12 protein-coding genes are annotated in these 16,261 nt (G+C 30.4%); 7 read left to right on the top strand and 5 right to left on the bottom strand.

All coding sequences use genetic code 11. The features are described from left to right. The first annotated feature begins 1 nt into the window (after nucleotide 1). Nucleotides 2–1,684: a dihydrolipoamide acetyltransferase family protein gene (locus tag JL193_RS02695; RefSeq protein ID WP_207972367.1), complete on the top strand. Its 1,683-nt coding sequence runs from the start codon at nucleotides 2–4 to the stop codon at nucleotides 1,682–1,684. 383 nt (nucleotides 1,685–2,067) lie between these two features. On the opposite strand, the gene JL193_RS02700 is transcribed toward JL193_RS02695, so the two are convergent. The 3 genes from JL193_RS02700 to bcp form a co-directional block, all read right to left on the bottom strand. Further along, the gene (locus tag JL193_RS02700) at nucleotides 2,068–2,802 is read right to left on the bottom strand and encodes a DUF6263 family protein (RefSeq protein ID WP_207972368.1); all 735 of its coding nucleotides are present in this window, start codon (nucleotides 2,800–2,802) and stop codon (nucleotides 2,068–2,070) included. Nucleotides 2,803–2,907: 105 nt separating this feature from the next. Then, nucleotides 2,908–4,272 (bottom strand): dihydrolipoamide acetyltransferase family protein, encoded by a 1,365-nt coding sequence (locus tag JL193_RS02705; RefSeq protein ID WP_207972369.1) that lies wholly within the window; start codon nucleotides 4,270–4,272, stop codon nucleotides 2,908–2,910. Nucleotides 4,273–4,743: 471 nt separating this feature from the next. Beyond that, nucleotides 4,744–5,196: a thioredoxin-dependent thiol peroxidase gene (bcp, locus tag JL193_RS02710; protein WP_207972370.1), complete on the bottom strand. Its 453-nt coding sequence runs from the start codon at nucleotides 5,194–5,196 to the stop codon at nucleotides 4,744–4,746. Between the two features lie 114 nt (nucleotides 5,197–5,310). On the opposite strand from bcp, the gene JL193_RS02715 reads away from it, so the two are divergent. Then, complete coding sequence (locus tag JL193_RS02715; RefSeq protein WP_207972371.1) at nucleotides 5,311–5,964, top strand: endonuclease III domain-containing protein; 654 nt, start codon at nucleotides 5,311–5,313, stop codon at nucleotides 5,962–5,964. A 435-nt stretch (nucleotides 5,965–6,399) separates the two neighbouring features. Here the strand turns inward: JL193_RS02715 and JL193_RS02720 are convergent, their stop codons facing one another. After that, a complete protein-coding gene (locus JL193_RS02720) occupies nucleotides 6,400–6,987 on the bottom strand; it encodes an RNA polymerase sigma factor (RefSeq protein ID WP_207972372.1) in 588 nt (195 codons plus the stop codon). A 215-nt stretch (nucleotides 6,988–7,202) separates the two neighbouring features. On the opposite strand from JL193_RS02720, the gene uvrA reads away from it, so the two are divergent. Beyond that, entirely contained in the window at nucleotides 7,203–9,995 is a 2,793-nt protein-coding gene (gene uvrA, locus JL193_RS02725; RefSeq protein WP_207972373.1) for an excinuclease ABC subunit UvrA, read from the top strand. Nucleotides 9,996–10,128: 133 nt separating this feature from the next. Further along, nucleotides 10,129–10,317, top strand: a complete 189-nt coding sequence (locus JL193_RS17590) for a S8 family serine peptidase (protein WP_496559625.1) — start codon at nucleotides 10,129–10,131, stop codon at nucleotides 10,315–10,317. Between the two features lie 367 nt (nucleotides 10,318–10,684). On the opposite strand, the gene JL193_RS02730 is transcribed toward JL193_RS17590, so the two are convergent. Beyond that, on the bottom strand, nucleotides 10,685–11,737 hold the full coding sequence (locus JL193_RS02730) for a ligand-binding sensor domain-containing protein (protein WP_207972374.1): 1,053 nt from the start codon (nucleotides 11,735–11,737) through the stop codon (nucleotides 10,685–10,687). A gap of 247 nt (nucleotides 11,738–11,984) precedes the next feature. Between JL193_RS02730 and JL193_RS02735 the strand changes: the two genes are divergently transcribed. The 3 genes from JL193_RS02735 to JL193_RS02745 all read left to right on the top strand — a co-directional run bounded on the left by JL193_RS02735 (nucleotide 11,985) and on the right by JL193_RS02745 (nucleotide 15,950). Further along, nucleotides 11,985–13,079 (top strand): hypothetical protein, encoded by a 1,095-nt coding sequence (locus JL193_RS02735; protein ID WP_207972375.1) that lies wholly within the window; start codon nucleotides 11,985–11,987, stop codon nucleotides 13,077–13,079. A 90-nt stretch (nucleotides 13,080–13,169) separates the two neighbouring features. Beyond that, a complete protein-coding gene (locus tag JL193_RS02740) occupies nucleotides 13,170–15,197 on the top strand; it encodes a sensor histidine kinase (RefSeq protein ID WP_207972376.1) in 2,028 nt (675 codons plus the stop codon). A 3-nt stretch (nucleotides 15,198–15,200) separates the two neighbouring features. After that, on the top strand, nucleotides 15,201–15,950 hold the full coding sequence (locus tag JL193_RS02745; RefSeq protein ID WP_207972377.1) for a LytR/AlgR family response regulator transcription factor: 750 nt from the start codon (nucleotides 15,201–15,203) through the stop codon (nucleotides 15,948–15,950). Nucleotides 15,951–16,261: the final 311 nt, after the last annotated feature.

Here is a 16,261-nt window from a genome sequence, read left to right on the forward strand (position 1 = left end):
TATGGCTACAGTTGTAAATATGCCGCGTTTAAGCGACACCATGGAAGAAGGTGTTGTTGCGAAATGGTTAAAAAAAGTTGGAGATAAAATAGAAGAAGGTGATATTTTAGCAGAAATCGAAACAGATAAAGCTACAATGGAATTCGAATCTTTTCACGAAGGTGTTTTATTACACATTGGTGTACAAGAAGGCGAAACTTCTCCTGTCGATAAATTATTGGCAATTATTGGTGAAGAAGGCGAAGATATTTCCGATCTTATTTCTGGTGGTTCTTCTGATAAAAAATCAGAAGAGAAAGAAGAGGTTAAAGATACTAAAGAAGACAAAAGCGAAGATGCTAAGGAAGATGATGGTGCTGCTGAAAACGACAACACTTCTAATAATAATGCTGAAATACCAGAAGGCGTTAATGTAATTACAATGCCACGTCTAAGTGATACTATGACAGATGGTACTGTGGCTACTTGGTTAAAAAAAGAAGGTGATGCTGTTAAAGAAGGCGATATTTTAGCTGAAATTGAAACAGACAAAGCAACCATGGAGTTTGAGTGTTTCTACGAAGGAACCATCTTATACATTGGTGTGCAAGAAGGAGAAACTGCACCTGTAGATAGCTTATTAACCATTATAGGACCTGCTGGAACAGATGTTTCTGCATTGGTTAAAAATGGTGGATCTGCAGCTAATAAATCTTCAGAAAAAAAATCAGAAGCTAAATCTGAACCTAAAACAGAAAAGAAAGAAGAAAAATCTTCTGATAAAAAAGAAGAAACAAAAACTTCAAATACTAATAATGCGAACGGTCGTATTTTCGCATCTCCACTAGCAAAGAAAATTGCTACCGATAAAGGAATTAATTTAGCAGATGTAACAGGTTCTGGTGAAAACGGAAGAATCATTAAAAAAGATGTCGAAAATTACACACCTAAAGCTACAGTTTCTGTAGAAACTCCTTCTCCAGCCTCTAGTGCTGCAACTCCATCTTTTTCTATTACTGGAGAAGAAAAATCAGAAGAAGTTAAAAACTCGCAAATGCGTAAAGCAATTGCAAAATCTTTAGGAAACTCTAAATTCTCTGCCCCCGATTTCAGTTTAAATATTGAAGTTGATATGGACAATGCAATGGCTTCTCGTAAAACCATTAATGCAATACCAGATATAAAAGTTTCTTTTAACGATATGGTTGTAAAAGCCTGTGCAATGGCATTACAAAAACACCCACAAGTAAATACTTCTTGGGCAGATAATCATACAATTTATCATCGTCATATTCACATAGGTGTTGCTGTTGCTGTAGATGAAGGTTTGTTAGTACCTGTTATAAAACATACAAACCAAATGAGTTTAACTCAAATTGGTGCGACTGTTAGAGATTTGGCCGGAAAAGCAAGAAATAAAAAAATTACGCCTGCAGAAATGCAAGGAAGTACTTTTACGGTTTCTAATTTAGGAATGTTTGGTATCGATAACTTTACATCGATTATCAACCAACCCAACTCAGCAATTTTATCTGTAGGTACAATTGTAGAAAAACCAGTTGTTAAAAACGGACAAATTGTTATTGGAAATACCATGAAATTGACGTTGACTTGCGACCATAGAACTGTAGATGGCGCTGTGGGTGCTCAATTTTTACAAACATTAAAAACGTTTATCGAAAACCCAGTTACCATGTTAGCCTAGTTTTCTTTTAAAAATAATTACTGGAGGCTGTCACAAAAGTTAAATTTAACTGTCATTTTGCTTTACTAAAAATCAAAAATATATTTTGATTGAAAGTAGCTAACAAAGTTATTGGAAAATCTAAAATATTGAAATTCAATAAATAAGATTTCTCCATTACAGTCGAAATGACAAGTTTTTATACTTTCGAGACAGCTTCTTTTTTATTTTTAACATGAGTTAATTCAATGCAACTCCACTATACTGCTTATTATTAATACCATTTATGATGATCTCTAGCGGAACGAATTGGCTGCTGTTTCGAAAAAATAATTTATAAAAAAATAGCCTCGAAAATTTCGAGGCTATTTTTAATTTATCTTTAAAAAGTAGTAATACTGATATTACATTTTTGTCATCGAAGATTCTACACCCGTTAAGATTTCTTGACCTTGTACTGTCATTTTCATATCTATTTTTGAGTTAGAAGGGATTCCTGATTTTCTATCGACATTCATATTTCCAGAAATAGTTCCTGTTGCCATTCCACCAACAGTTCCAGTAACTTCTAATTTTACGTTATTGGCAGTTATTTCTACAACTTTGTAGTTAAATTTTAACTCCATTCCTTTTTCATTCTTATCCATAGACCACTCAGTTCCAACTTTTACGGCTTCTTTTGGGTATATAACATTGCCAGATTGTTTTAGCATATCTTCTGCTCCAGGAACATTAGGCGTTACTGTGGTCTCTAAAACTTCTCCACGATTGTTTCCTTTAGTAGTAAACTTAGCTTTTAAGAACGGTTTCATTTGGGTCGCAAGCATTTTTCCCATCTGATCTAAATCTTCTTCTTTTGTAGAAGAATTATAACTCATAATTTGCCCACCTTGCATCATGTCCATAGACATTTTTTCTATTTTCATATTAGACGTAAACAAATCTCCTGTAACAGAAGCTATATCTTGTTTCATAGTCATTTTAATTGTAGAAGACATTGCTGCACCTGCATTCTGGGTAACTTTCATGTCTATTTTATAAGTATCTCCTTTCGCATAATTAAGTCTTAACAATGCTGTTTCTTGTGCTGTTGCATTAAATGCTGTTGCCAACACAAATAAAATTAACAATTTTTTCATTTTTGTTTTTAGTTTTAAATTTATTATTCTGCGAATATAATTGAATCTAAATAAAAATGCTCAGAAAACCTGAGCATTTTAGAATTCTATGATTTTTTTAACTTTTTAGAAATCTTGATTTACATCCCAAGATTCTAAAATTTCTTTTAAGGTTTTTATAAACATGCCCCCTAAAGCACCATTTACCACTCTATGATCGTAAGAATGAGACACAAACATTTTTTGTCTAATTCCTATAAAATCGCCTTCTGGAGTTTCGATAACAGCAGGCACTTTTCTAATAGCTCCTAAAGCTAAAATGGCAACTTGTGGTTGGTTAATAATTGGTGTTCCCATTACAGAACCAAAGCTACCAACATTTGTTACGGTATAAGTTCCTCCTTGAATTTCATCGGGTTTTAAAGCATTATTTCTTGCTCTGGTTGCCAAATCATTTACAGATTTTGTCATGCCCACTAAATTCAACTGATCTGCATTTTTAATTACGGGTACTATTAAATTTCCATCTGGCAAGGCTGCAGCCATTCCTAAATTAATATTTTTCTTTTTAATAATGTTCTCGCCATCTACAGCAATATTAATTAACGGATATTTTTTTATGGTAGAGGCAACAGCTTGCATTAAAATTGGTGTAAAAGTAAGCTTCTCTCCTTCTCTTTTAAAGAAAGCATCTTTTACTTTGGCTCTCCATTTTACAATATTGGTAACATCGATTTCTATAAACGATTGTACATGTGCAGAAGTTTGTACAGAGTTTACCATATGCTTGGCAATCAATTTACCCATTCTACTCATTTCAATTACTTCATCTGCTCCATTTACAGAAACTGGTGTTGCTTTTTGAGCCTCATTTTGATTTGGCTTTTCTGCTTTAGGTTCTTGTTTAGATTGAGTTTTCTCGATGGAGCCTGCATTGAGCGCAGTCGAAATGCTCGAAATAGCAGGAGTATTTTCTCTATTTTCTATGAAAGATAAAATGTCTTCTTTTGTAACTCTTCCATCTTTTCCAGAACCCTTAATGGTTTCTAACTCTTCCATAGAAACGCCTTCTGTTTTGGCAATATTTCTAACCAAAGGCGAATAAAACTTACCCGAATTTGAAATTTTAGATATAGGGGTCGCAACAACTTCGTTCGCTTTTTCGATTGTTTTTTCTACTTGTGCAACCTCTTTTGGTGTTTCCGCTATAGAAGTTTCCAATTTTGGCGCTTCTTCTGTAGTCTCTTCTCCTTCTGTTTCAATAATTGCAATGGTATCTCCAACTGCAACAACCTCATCTTTTTCGTATAAAATTTCAACTAAAGTTCCTTCTACTTCAGAAGGTACTTCAGAATCTACTTTATCTGTTGCAATTTCTACAATAGCTTCATCCAATTCTATGGAATCGCCTACTTCTTTTAACCAAGATGTAATGGTTGCTTCTGCAACACTTTCTCCCATCTTTGGTAGTTTTAATTCAAATCTTGCCATTATTAAGTGATTTTAAGGATTGCAAAAGTACAAAAAAAACGATGATTTTACAGCAAAAATTACAATGAAAAAGATGCTTTGAAAGCATTTTTTATTAAATTATTCGTAATAAAAAAAACTAAAAATAGATTATATTATATATAATTTAATTTTTAGCTGAAATTTTAAATATTTGATAATACTTAAATGCGCTTTCTTTAATTTTATTTTTGCTTTTTCTAACTCTCTTTTTGTTTTTGCCAATGCTGTTTTAGTGTTTTAAAATCGCTTTCTGCAATATTATGTTGGGCGACTAAGTTTTTGTGAAACTTCTTGTCATTCAAATAAAAAAGAAAAGGAACTTTCTGCTCTATTAAATATTACAGAAAGTTCCTTAAAATCTCATAAAAGAGAGTTATTTGAAATTACCAATACTAATAAAAGTACTTCAGAATGAATAAAATTCGGAATTCAGCAAGGTTTAATAGTTGCTTAGCCTAAAATTTGTGAGGCATGTACTTTGGTTTTTACTTTGGTAATAATGTCTTCAATAACTCCATTTTCGTCGATAACAAAGGTCGTTCTATGAATTCCATCATATTCTTTTCCCATAAATTTCTTTGGTCCCCAAACGCCATAAGCCTTAATTACAGTTTTGTCTTCGTCTGCTAAAAGCGGAAAAGGTAATTCGTGTTTGTTAATCCAATTTTGTTGTCTTTTTGCAGAATCTGCACTTGCACCTAAAACATCGTAACCTTTGGCTAAAAAAGATTGATAATTGTCTCGCAAATCACAAGCTTCGTTCGTACAACCAGGGGTACTTGCTTTTGGATAAAAGAATAAAACTAATTTTTTGCCTGAATAATCGCTTAGTTTTATGGTGTTTCCTGCATTGTCTTTTGCTTCGAATTGTGGTGCTTTATCTCCTATTTTTAGTGTTGTCATATTTTTATTTTTTAACAAATATACAAAGCAGAAAGATTAATTTCTAAATAAGAAATTTGTTTAACAAGATATTAATAACTTTGGTTTTTTAAATTCTAAACTTATAGCTTAAGAATGAACAAACAAGAAAAAGTACAATTCGTAATCGATACACTACAGATATTATATCCAGAAATTCCAATTCCTTTAGATCATAAAGACCCTTATACACTATTAGTTGCAGTTTTATTATCTGCACAATGTACAGATGTTCGTGTAAACCAAATTACACCTTTGTTGTTTGCTAGAGCAGACAATCCTTTTGATATGGTAAAAATGTCTGTGGAAGAAATTAAAGAAATTATTAGACCTTGTGGTTTGTCGCCAATGAAATCGAAAGGAATTTATGGTTTATCGAAAATACTAATCGAAAAATATAATGGCAAGGTGCCAGCATCTTTTGAAGGTTTAGAAGAATTACCTGCAGTTGGGCACAAAACCGCAAGTGTTGTAATGAGCCAGGCTTTTGGAATTCCTGCTTTTCCTATAGATACACATATTTTACGTTTAATGTATCGTTGGAATTTATCGAACGGAAAAAGTGTTGCACAAACCGAAAAAGACGCAAAACGCTTGTTTCCTAAAGAATTATGGAACGATTTACATTTACAAATTATTTGGTATGGTCGTGAGTATTCCCCAGCTCGTGGTTGGAATTTAGAAAAAGACATTATTACAAAAACGATTGGTAGAAAATCTGTTTTAGATGCTTATTATAAGAAAAAGTAAGGTTATTATACAGAGATTTCTACGTAGTGTAAATTTAAAAAACACAGATTTACATGGATTATTATGTATAAATTTTTGACAAAATTTTATTGATTACAATTGAATAACAAAAATAATATTAGAATTCTTAACATTATTTCCAAAAAGATAGGAATTCTTTCCCTTTGGGCAAATTAAAAAAGAGGTTTTGGGTTCTAAAAAAAGCCTCAACGATTGTTGAAGCTTTTTCCACTCTTAATTCAAATTCAATTCAATAAAATCTTTTGATTTGGTTTTTACAATAGTTAGCGATTTGGAAAAATTAATCAAAAATTGAACTGTTTCTTTTTTTGGTTGCATCTGTAAATTAGACGACTTTTTGGAGTAAATTTGCATCGTATAAGCTATTTAATTTATTGGTTATAAACAGTTAACGAAACAATTTTATAATTATTATTAATTGACCAAAATAATTTTATGTTTCTCTATTAATTTACGCATATTTATTAATGCATAACGCATTCTACCCAAAGCAGTATTAATGCTAACCCCAGTGTTTTCGCTTATTTCCTTAAAGCTCATGTCTTTATACATACGCATTACCAAAACTTCTTTTTGTTCTTCAGGAAGCTCGTTAATTAACTCTCGAACATCGTTATAAATTTGTTCTTGTATAATTTTCTTTTCAGCATTTAAACTTCCATCACCCAAAACAGAAAAAATATCGAACTCATCTGTATTTTTAAAATTAGGCATTCTGTTATTTTTTCTAAAAAAGTCGATAACTAAATTATGGGCAATTCGCATTACCCAAGGTAAAAACTTACCTTCTTCGTTATATTTTCCTTTTTTTAAAGTTTTAATTACCTTTATAAAAGTATCTTGAAAAATATCTTCTGTAACATCTTTGCTTTGTACTTTACTATATATAAAACTAAACAAACGCTGTTGATGTCTATTGATTAATATCGATAACGAAGCTTCGTTTCCATTGACATACTCTTTTACTAAAATACTATCCGAAATATTATTTACACGTATCATAACTACCTTATAGAAAAGCAAGAGAGCCTTTCTTCTTATTATTTTGTTAATAATTTTAAAGTAATTTTATGCTATATACGTCTAATTTTGTGTGGTTTATAAGTAACAAATATGACTATTATTTTTCATTCAAACAAACATTTCTTAAAAAAAGTGCAAAGTTTCTAAAAAAAAGGCAATTTTTTGGTAAATTTATCGTTTATATTTTCCGCTAAATGATCAAAGATATTTCCAAAGTAAATCCCAAAGAAAACATTATTATAAAAGGAGCTAAACTCCACAATTTAAAGAACATAGACGTTGTAATTCCCAGAAATAAATTGGTGGTAATTACAGGACTTTCTGGTTCCGGAAAATCTTCTTTAGCTTTCGACACGCTGTATGCAGAAGGGCAAAGACGTTATGTAGAAAGTTTAAGCTCTTATGCACGTCAGTTTTTAGGAAAATTACACAAACCGAAAGTAGATTATATCAAAGGAATTGCACCTGCAATTGCGATTGAACAGAAGGTAAATTCAACAAATCCGCGTTCTACTGTAGGAACTTCTACAGAAATTTACGATTATATTAAATTACTTTTTGCTAGAATTGGCAAGACCTACTCTCCTATTTCTGGAAAAGAAGTCAAAAAAGATACAGTAGCCGATGTTGTAAATTTTGTAAAGAAATTCGACAATAAAACGAAGCTTTTACTATTAGCTCCGATTTCAATTACAAAAGATCGTGATTTAAAAACGGTTCTACAAGTTTTAGAACAACAAGGTTACGCACGTTTAAAGTGGAATGATAAAGTATATAGAATTGCCGATTTTCCGCAGACAAATTTTAAAGACGAACCCTTATTTTTAGTGGTTGATAGAATTGTAACCAAAGATAATGAAGATTTTTACAACAGATTGGCAGACGCCATTCAAACAGCTTTTTTCGAAGGAAAAGGAATTTGTTTTATCGAAAACTTAGCAGATAGTAAAGTCACTGAATTTAGCAATCAGTTCGATTTAGATGGCATGTCTTTCTTAGAACCAAATACACATTTGTTTAGTTTTAACAATCCTTATGGTGCTTGCCCAACTTGCGAAGGGTATGGAAATGTTATTGGAATTGACGAAGATTTGGTCATTCCAAATACAGGTTTGTCTATTATAGAAGATGCTATTTTTCCTTTTAAAACACCTTCTTACATTCATTATAAAGAAAATTTAATAGATGTTGCGTATCAATTTGATATTCCAATTCACAAACCTTGGTTTCAGTTAACAGAAAAACAACAAGAATTGGTTTGGAACGGAAACAAGAGTTTTAATGGAATTCATCATTTTTTTACCGCTTTAGAAGAAAAAAGTTATAAAATTCAAAACCGTGTAATGTTGTCTCGTTATCGAGGAAAAACAAAATGTACGACTTGTAATGGCAAACGTTTGCGAAAAGAAGCAAATTATGTAAAAATAAACGGAAAAACAATTTCAGATTTAGTTACAATTCCTTTAGATGAATTATCAATTTTTTTCAAAAATTTAAAATTAAATAAATATGAAGAAAAAATTGGAAAACGCTTGTTAACAGAAATTAATAATCGTTTGCAATTTTTAACCAACGTTGGACTTAGTTATTTAACTCTTAACAGAACTTCAAACACACTTTCTGGAGGAGAAAGTCAGCGTATAAATTTGGCAACTTCGTTAGGAAGTTCTTTAGTAGGTTCTATGTATATTTTAGACGAACCGAGTATTGGTTTGCATCCAAAAGACACAGAAAGATTAATTGGTGTTTTAAAAGATTTACGCGATTTAGGCAACACAGTTGTGGTCGTAGAACACGATGAAGATATTATGAAACAAGCCGATTACATTATAGATATTGGCCCAGAAGCAGGAACTTTTGGCGGACATGTAGTGGCCGAAGGAACGCTTAAAGAAATTCTAAAATCCGATTCTTTAACTGCACAATATTTAAATGACGATTTGCGAATTGAAGTGCCTACAAAACGTAGAACCTCAAAAAATAATATTCAAATAATTGGTGCAAGAGAACATAATTTAAAAAATATCGATGTAACTTTTCCACTAAATTGTTTATCGGTAATTACCGGAGTTTCTGGTTCCGGAAAAAGTACTTTAGTTAAAAGTATTTTGTACCCAACCATGCAAAAAAAGTTGATGGGTTATGGTAATAAAATAGGGCAACATACAGCAATAAAAGGAAGTTTCGAGAATTTAAAACACGTAGAATTTATCGACCAAAACCCAATTGGGCGCTCTTCTCGTTCTAACCCCGTAACCTATATTAAGGCTTATGATGATATTCGGTTGTTGTTTTCGAATCAAAAATTATCGAAAGTAAGAAACTACAAACCCAAACACTTTTCTTTTAATGTAGAAGGCGGACGTTGTGAGGTTTGTAAAGGTGAAGGCGAAGTAACCATCGAAATGCAATTTATGGCAGATGTGCATTTAGAATGCGATGCTTGTAACGGAAAACGTTTTAAAAAAGAGGTTTTAGAAATTAATTTTAAAGGAAAAAATATAGACGACATTTTAAACCTTACGATTGATGATGCTGTTGCTTTTTTCTCTAAAAATTTAGTTCCAAAAATTGCACAAAAGTTAAAACCTTTACAAGATGTTGGTTTGGGGTACGTTACTTTAGGGCAATCTTCATCTACACTTTCTGGCGGAGAAGCACAAAGAATAAAACTAGCTTCGTTTTTAGTAAAAGGAAACACCAAAGACAAAGCCTTATTTATTTTTGATGAACCAACCACAGGCTTGCATTTTCACGACATTAAAAAACTATTAGCTAGTTTTAACGCATTGATAGAAAAAGGACATTCTATTATTGTAATTGAGCACAATATAGAGCTCATAAAATGTGCAGATTATATAGTAGATTTAGGTTTAGAGGGTGGAAAAAATGGTGGAAAATTAATTTTCCAAGGAACTCCAGAAGAATTAGCGAGAAATAAAGAATCGCATACGGCTAAATATTTGGCGGAGAAATTAACGTTTTAATTTTATAACTATAATAAAATTTTATACTCTATTTTTATTGATGTTATTTTTCGGCATTACTGCAAAATCACAAAACTATAACAAGTATTCTAATCAGTTTAATTGTTCTTCTGAAGAGAAATATGAAACAAATATGTTAAGTTTAAGAAGGTTTGGGTTTAACAATGTTTTCAATACAAAGAAAACAAGTTTGATACATATACTCTCCAAAATAAAATATGTTTCCGTAGAAATTTTAGAAAATTTAGATTTAAAAAAAGTTGTAAAAAATTTAGAAAAACTTCCAAATCTTGAGTACATTCAATTTAATTTTCGAAGATGAAAAATAATCTTTAAAGTTGCCTACTAGATATTTTTTTTGAACATTTAATTTAATGTGCGTTATTTGATACATATTATTTTTTGCATCTTTTTTACAGGAAAAAGTAAATTAAGACTACTATTTAGTAAGAAAATATTTTTTTCATATCAATTCTTTCATTAAATGTATGGCTTAGGCTTTTTTTACTAAGTCGTATTTTTTTAATATCAACATTTCTAGATAATAGATACAACAGTCTCGACTACGAGTAGTGCCTAGGTTAGCACTTAACTTTGTAAGTACACACTAAACTGAAAATCCTCGAGGATTTTATAAGTAGGCGAGAACAAGCAATTACTTATAGCCATTGTTGTGCATTCGTATTTTCTTACTTCCAAGGTCCATTAGTTGTAACATTTATGATTTTTTCGTTTGTGTCTATTCTATATACTCCGCCTGCACCACCTAACCATAAATTTCCATTTTGATCGTCTAACATCCCCATAATAGAAATAGGAATATCGTAATGATTGAATTCTTTTCCATCAAAACAATACACACCATTGGTTTTAGTACTTATCCAGATATTTTCTTGTTTGTCCTTGTAGATACAAAACACATCATCATCATTGAACCCTTTTATCTCTGGAAAAGAAAGAACTTCCGTTCCAACAATCTTATTTATTCCACCTTTTCCCATTCGGTTTTTAGGGTCAGGATTGTCTCTTTCTGCAACTCTTGTTCCAATCCAAATATTATTTTCCTTATCGAACTCTATTTCTGTAACTTGGTTAGAGTGAATACCATCTTTTTTAAGAAAGTGAATAAAAGTTTTACCATCAAATTTACTGATACCGTAACCACTTCTCGCAAACCAAAGATTTCCGTTTAAATCTTCCACTATTTCTGAAATCCAGCCTTTCGTGTCTTCATTTATAATTTCTTTTACCTCTGGAATTGGGATTGAAAATTCTTTGAATGATTTTCCATCAAATTTATATACGCCTCCCCAAGTTCCAATCCAAAACTTGTCTTGACTGTCAATAAATATTTGATTTACTGTATTACTATAAAAGTCATTTTCTTTAATATGGAAATTAACAAATTCTTTTCCGTTATACTTTGAAATTCCATCTCCTGTAGCAAACCATAAAATTCCATCTTTGTCTTCTTTTACAGTTGTCACTCGGTTAGATGGTAATCCGTCTTTTTGAGTTAGATATTTTAACGTTTTCCCATCATACTTTGCGATTCCTTTTTCTATGGTGTCAAACCATAAATTATTATTAGAGTCTTTGTAAATACTAGTAACGTAATCTCCAATTTGAGATGCATTTTTTTGGGCATTAGAATTATCGATATCGGTTATATTCGAACTCTTGTTTTGTGATTTACAAGAAAGATTTACGAGAAAAACGAATAGTAAGAATATATGTTTCATTATTTTTTTGAGCTGTTTCTAATTATAAAGCACAACTTCTCTATAAAATTACGTAAAAACTCTTATTATTCGTGTGTTTTTTTCGTTAATTAGGCGTAATATTTAGTTAATATTATTTGCCTACGAATTGCAAACACAAACTCATAACGAATTCTAATGCATGCTTCACGAATTCTAAAACAGCCAAAATTTAAGTAAAGTTCGGTATTACTTTTACTGTGTATTAACACTAAAACAAGTAGAAATTATGGAAACTTTATCTAAAAAATTAATTATGGTAGCTTCAGTTATATGCGCATTAACACTTTGTTTACGATGCGATAATCCTAAAGCTAAAAAAAAAAATCAAACAAAAGTCGTTGCTAAAAATATTTCAGCAGAAACAAAAACGAAAGAAAAAGCCGTAACGTACAGAAAACCAATTGTATTTATTGCTGGTTTCGACAAAGGGAATGAAACATTTTACACTGCAGCAAGAAATTATTTTAAAGAAAAAGGCTTACAAGTTATCGACGGACAATATTCTTTGGAAGAGATTATAACTTGGTTGAATGGCAATGCAAACCAAAACCTTTATAGCGAAATTCATATTGTAAATAAAAGCAACCCCTATAAAGGAATGAATTTAGAAACAGTAATCAGAGGAGAAAAAATTACCGCAGAAACACTAAGAAAAACAATAACACAAGGAACTTTACCAAAATTAAAAAATGTAGTGAATAACAATTCTAAAATTGTATTTCATGCTTCTGGTTTAATTGAAAATACCGATTTAATTCAAACGCTAAAAGATGCTTTTCATACCAAAGAAATGCCAAAAGTAATTGCCTCTCCATATCATACCATTTTTGGCGGAAAATTTTCTAATCATTATTTAGCAAAACCATTTTATGTATTTTATCCGACAGCAAATTCGCCAGGAAAAATGGATTTATCAAAAGAAATTGCTAAAAAATATCCAGAAGAAAAAGAGATCGATTGGTACGATGCTTTAAATAACGAAGAAGAAAGATATGTTGGTGAGGCTTATACAACTCAGTTTTCGATTCCTGTTGTTTGGAAGTTCGATTTCTTCAACACAGATAACGAAATGCCAAAATTTACCATGCAAGAAGAAGTAATGGATTGGATTGAAACACACAGCGAACTAATGGCAGAACTGAACAAATTAAACATTTCTATTGAAAAATTTAGATGGAATTGGTCTGTAAAAAACAATACGTTAGTTATTAGAGGAAGAACCACAGGTTTGTGTGTATTAAAACCATTAATTAAGCCTTATGGAGATTTAAAACATATAGAGCCAGACACAAGCAACAAACGTTTGTATGCGATGAAATAGTAAATGGAATGGAAATTGTAGTTTGAGGAAAACGTCATTACACAAAATTAAAAATGGTGTAATGACGTTTTAATTAGTAAGTTTGTTAAAATGAACATTTTCTTAAAAAATACTGTAAACTCCTATGTTTTTCAATTACGATTGAAGAGAATTTTACTGTTTTTTGTCTTTTTGGTTTTATGCATAAACGCTGTTTTTTCACAAGAAAACGACTTCGAAAAAATAGAAGCTTTCAAAGATTTTGAATCGTATAAAATTTTAGACATCTATCAAGATCAAAACAAATACATTTGGTTTTCTTCAGATAGAGGAATTCTTCAGTTCGATGGAATACAATTTACCAAAATTAATACTAAAAAAGCAAATGCCCTTTTTTCTAAAAACGATACGCTTTTTATAGGAACAGACAAAGGTTTAGCTGTAAAAACAAAAAAAGGGCTTTTTAATTTTAAAGGCAAAGAAGTTCGTAAAATATTTTACCATAACAAGCAACTTTATGTGGGTTCTAATCAAGGCATTTTACAATTTAAAACCAATTATTTACAACCATTAAAAACTACTTATAACTTAGATTTTTCGGTTATAAACGATCTTATATTTTACAATAATTTCTTTTATATTGCCTCTAACAACGGCTTATGGAAATTAGACAAGCTGCACCAACCAACGGCTATTAAAAAACTTAAAAGCGGAAAATACAATTCGTTTTTAAAACTAAATTCTACACTTTTAGTTGTCGAAAATAACAATGCAATTATAAGCATTGTTGGTAACGAAAATTTTGTTCAAAAATATTTAAAAGATGGTATTTTAAGCATTTCTCATATCCAAAATGAAATTTATGTAACTACTAAAAACAACGGAATTACCGTTTTAGAAGCTACTAATTTCAATTTTAAAAAAAGCATTAATAAATACAATAGCAACTTAAAAACAAATACCATTTTTCGTGTTTTTAAAGATGTTGAAAAAAATGTTTTTATTGCGACAAATAATGGAGTTTTCATTAAAAAAAATGCAAAAAAGGCAAAAGCTCCCAATTTAATTATTCAAGATGTTTTCGTAAATTTTGTGCCTTTAGATTCACTAAACAATGCATATTCGAAAGAAACATTGTTGTTAAAATCTCATCAAAATAACATTTCTTTTTTGTTTAAAAGCATTGCTATTCAGCAATCAAAAAATATAGAATATCGTTTTCAATTAAATAACGATTTTTCTCCTTGGAGTGCCACAAACAGAGTCGATTTTGCAAATTTAAAATACGGAAATTACGATTTTATAGTAGAATCGAGATTTAAAAACTCTAATGAAACCAGTCGTAAAAAATTCTCTTTTAATATTGATACACCTTTTTACACAAAAGCGTGGTTTGTTATTCTTTTAATCGCAATTTTTTGTTTTCTATTGGCCTTAATTATAGATGTCTATATTCGAAAAATCAACAAAAAAAATCAGCAAAAAATACAACAACTAAAATTAGAAAACCATTTATTAAGTTTAGAGCATAAGGCGTTGCAATTGCAAATGAATCCGCATTTTATATTTAATGTTTTAAATGGAATAAAAGCCTTAGGAAACGCTGGAAACACAAAAGAATTAAACAAAACCGTTTCACAATTTTCTGTACTATTAAGAAGTGTTTTAAACAATTCTCGTTTAGAAGAAATTAGTTTAAAAGACGAAATTAAAACGCTGACTAATTATTTAGATTTAGAGCAAAAAATGAGTTCAAAATCTTTTCAATATCAAATAAAAACCAACTTACAGAATATAGATGTCGAAGAAATTTTAATTCCGCCAATGTTGGTTCAGCCTTTTGTAGAAAATGCTATTAAACACGGAATTTACGCAAATCAAGAAGGAAAAATTACCATCTCTTTCGAAATAAAACAACAGTATTTAGAGTGTACAATTACCGATAATGGAATTGGATTTTATCAATCTAAAAAAACAAATAACAATACTTCTCATAAATCTGTCGCGTTAAAAATAACCAAAGAAAGAATCGAAAATTTATCTAAAAAAGGTTCTTTTACTATTGAAGAAATAAAAGAAGAAAACCATATTTTAGGAACCAAAGTTTGGTTTAAAATTCCTTTAAAAACAGATTATTAATAAATGAAAAAAATTACAGCAATCATCGTAGAAGACAATCCATTAGCATTAGAAATGCTAACCAGCGATATTTCTAATAATCATACAGAAATTGATATTATAGGCACTGCAACTTCTGTTGTAGAAGCATCTAAATTAATTCGAAAAAAAACACCCGATATTTTATTTCTAGATATTATGTTAGGCGATGGAACTGGTTTCGATGTTTTGGAAATTTTTCCAGATTTACAATCGAAAATTATATTTGTAACTGCAAGTGATGCATATGCTATAAAAGCTTTTAAATTTTCTGCAATCGATTATATTTTAAAACCGTATTCAGAGTCCGATTTAGAAATTGCAATTGAAAAAGCAAAAAATCAAATTCAGCCAGACAAAGCACAATTAGAAGTTTTACAACAGGCTATAACCTCGCCAAACAAGAAACCAGAAAAGATTTCTTTACACACTTCCGATAAAATAATTGTTGTAAACATCTATGATATTATTCGTTGTAAATCCGACAATAATTATACGACATTTTATTTTAATGACGGTTCTAAAATTTTGGTTTCTAAAACATTAAAATATTATGCAGACATGTTAAAGGAAGTTGGTTTTATAAGAGTGCATCAAAGTCATTTGATAAACACAAAATATATAAAAGAATTTATAAAATCAGATGGAGGTTACTTACTGTTAACCGATACATCGAATGTGCCAGTTTCCGTAAGAAAAAGAGCCGAAGTTTTAGAAATATTGAATTCTTATTAAAGGTCCTGCAATTATCCTGCAAGGTTTCCAAAAAACCTTGTAGGTATAAAAAACAACGAGTTAATAACATCTAAAAATCAAAAAATAAACTCAAATGTCTTTTCGACCTTGTGGAGAAATCTTACAATGCAAAGATTCCTCGATTTCGCTATGGCTTCACTCGGAATGACATTCCAAACTCCTGCAAGGTTTCCAAAAACCTTGTAGGTATAAAAACACCAAATTGATAACATCTAAAAATCAAAAAATAAACTTAAATGTCATTTCGACCTTAAAATGTCATTTCGACCTTGTGGAGAAAACTTGAATAT

Source organism: Polaribacter batillariae (assembly GCF_017498485.1).
Lineage (GTDB): Bacteria > Bacteroidota > Bacteroidia > Flavobacteriales > Flavobacteriaceae > Polaribacter > Polaribacter batillariae.

Bases quoted from the DNA above. Each gene is read 5' to 3' on its own strand.
- JL193_RS02695 (WP_207972367.1), top strand. From the start codon at position 2: ATGGCTACAGTTGTAAATATGCCGCGTTTAAGCGACACCATGGAAGAA.
- JL193_RS02700 (WP_207972368.1), bottom strand. From the start codon at position 2,802: ATGAAAAAATTGTTAATTTTATTTGTGTTGGCAACAGCATTTAATGCA.
- JL193_RS02705 (WP_207972369.1), bottom strand. From the start codon at position 4,272: ATGGCAAGATTTGAATTAAAACTACCAAAGATGGGAGAAAGTGTTGCA.
- bcp (WP_207972370.1), bottom strand. From the start codon at position 5,196: ATGACAACACTAAAAATAGGAGATAAAGCACCACAATTCGAAGCAAAA.
- JL193_RS02715 (WP_207972371.1), top strand. From the start codon at position 5,311: ATGAACAAACAAGAAAAAGTACAATTCGTAATCGATACACTACAGATA.
- JL193_RS02720 (WP_207972372.1), bottom strand. From the start codon at position 6,987: ATGATACGTGTAAATAATATTTCGGATAGTATTTTAGTAAAAGAGTAT.
- uvrA (WP_207972373.1), top strand. From the start codon at position 7,203: ATGATCAAAGATATTTCCAAAGTAAATCCCAAAGAAAACATTATTATA.
- JL193_RS17590 (WP_496559625.1), top strand. From the start codon at position 10,129: ATGTTAAGTTTAAGAAGGTTTGGGTTTAACAATGTTTTCAATACAAAG.
- JL193_RS02730 (WP_207972374.1), bottom strand. From the start codon at position 11,737: ATGAAACATATATTCTTACTATTCGTTTTTCTCGTAAATCTTTCTTGT.
- JL193_RS02735 (WP_207972375.1), top strand. From the start codon at position 11,985: ATGGAAACTTTATCTAAAAAATTAATTATGGTAGCTTCAGTTATATGC.
- JL193_RS02740 (WP_207972376.1), top strand. From the start codon at position 13,170: ATGAACATTTTCTTAAAAAATACTGTAAACTCCTATGTTTTTCAATTA.
- JL193_RS02745 (WP_207972377.1), top strand. From the start codon at position 15,201: ATGAAAAAAATTACAGCAATCATCGTAGAAGACAATCCATTAGCATTA.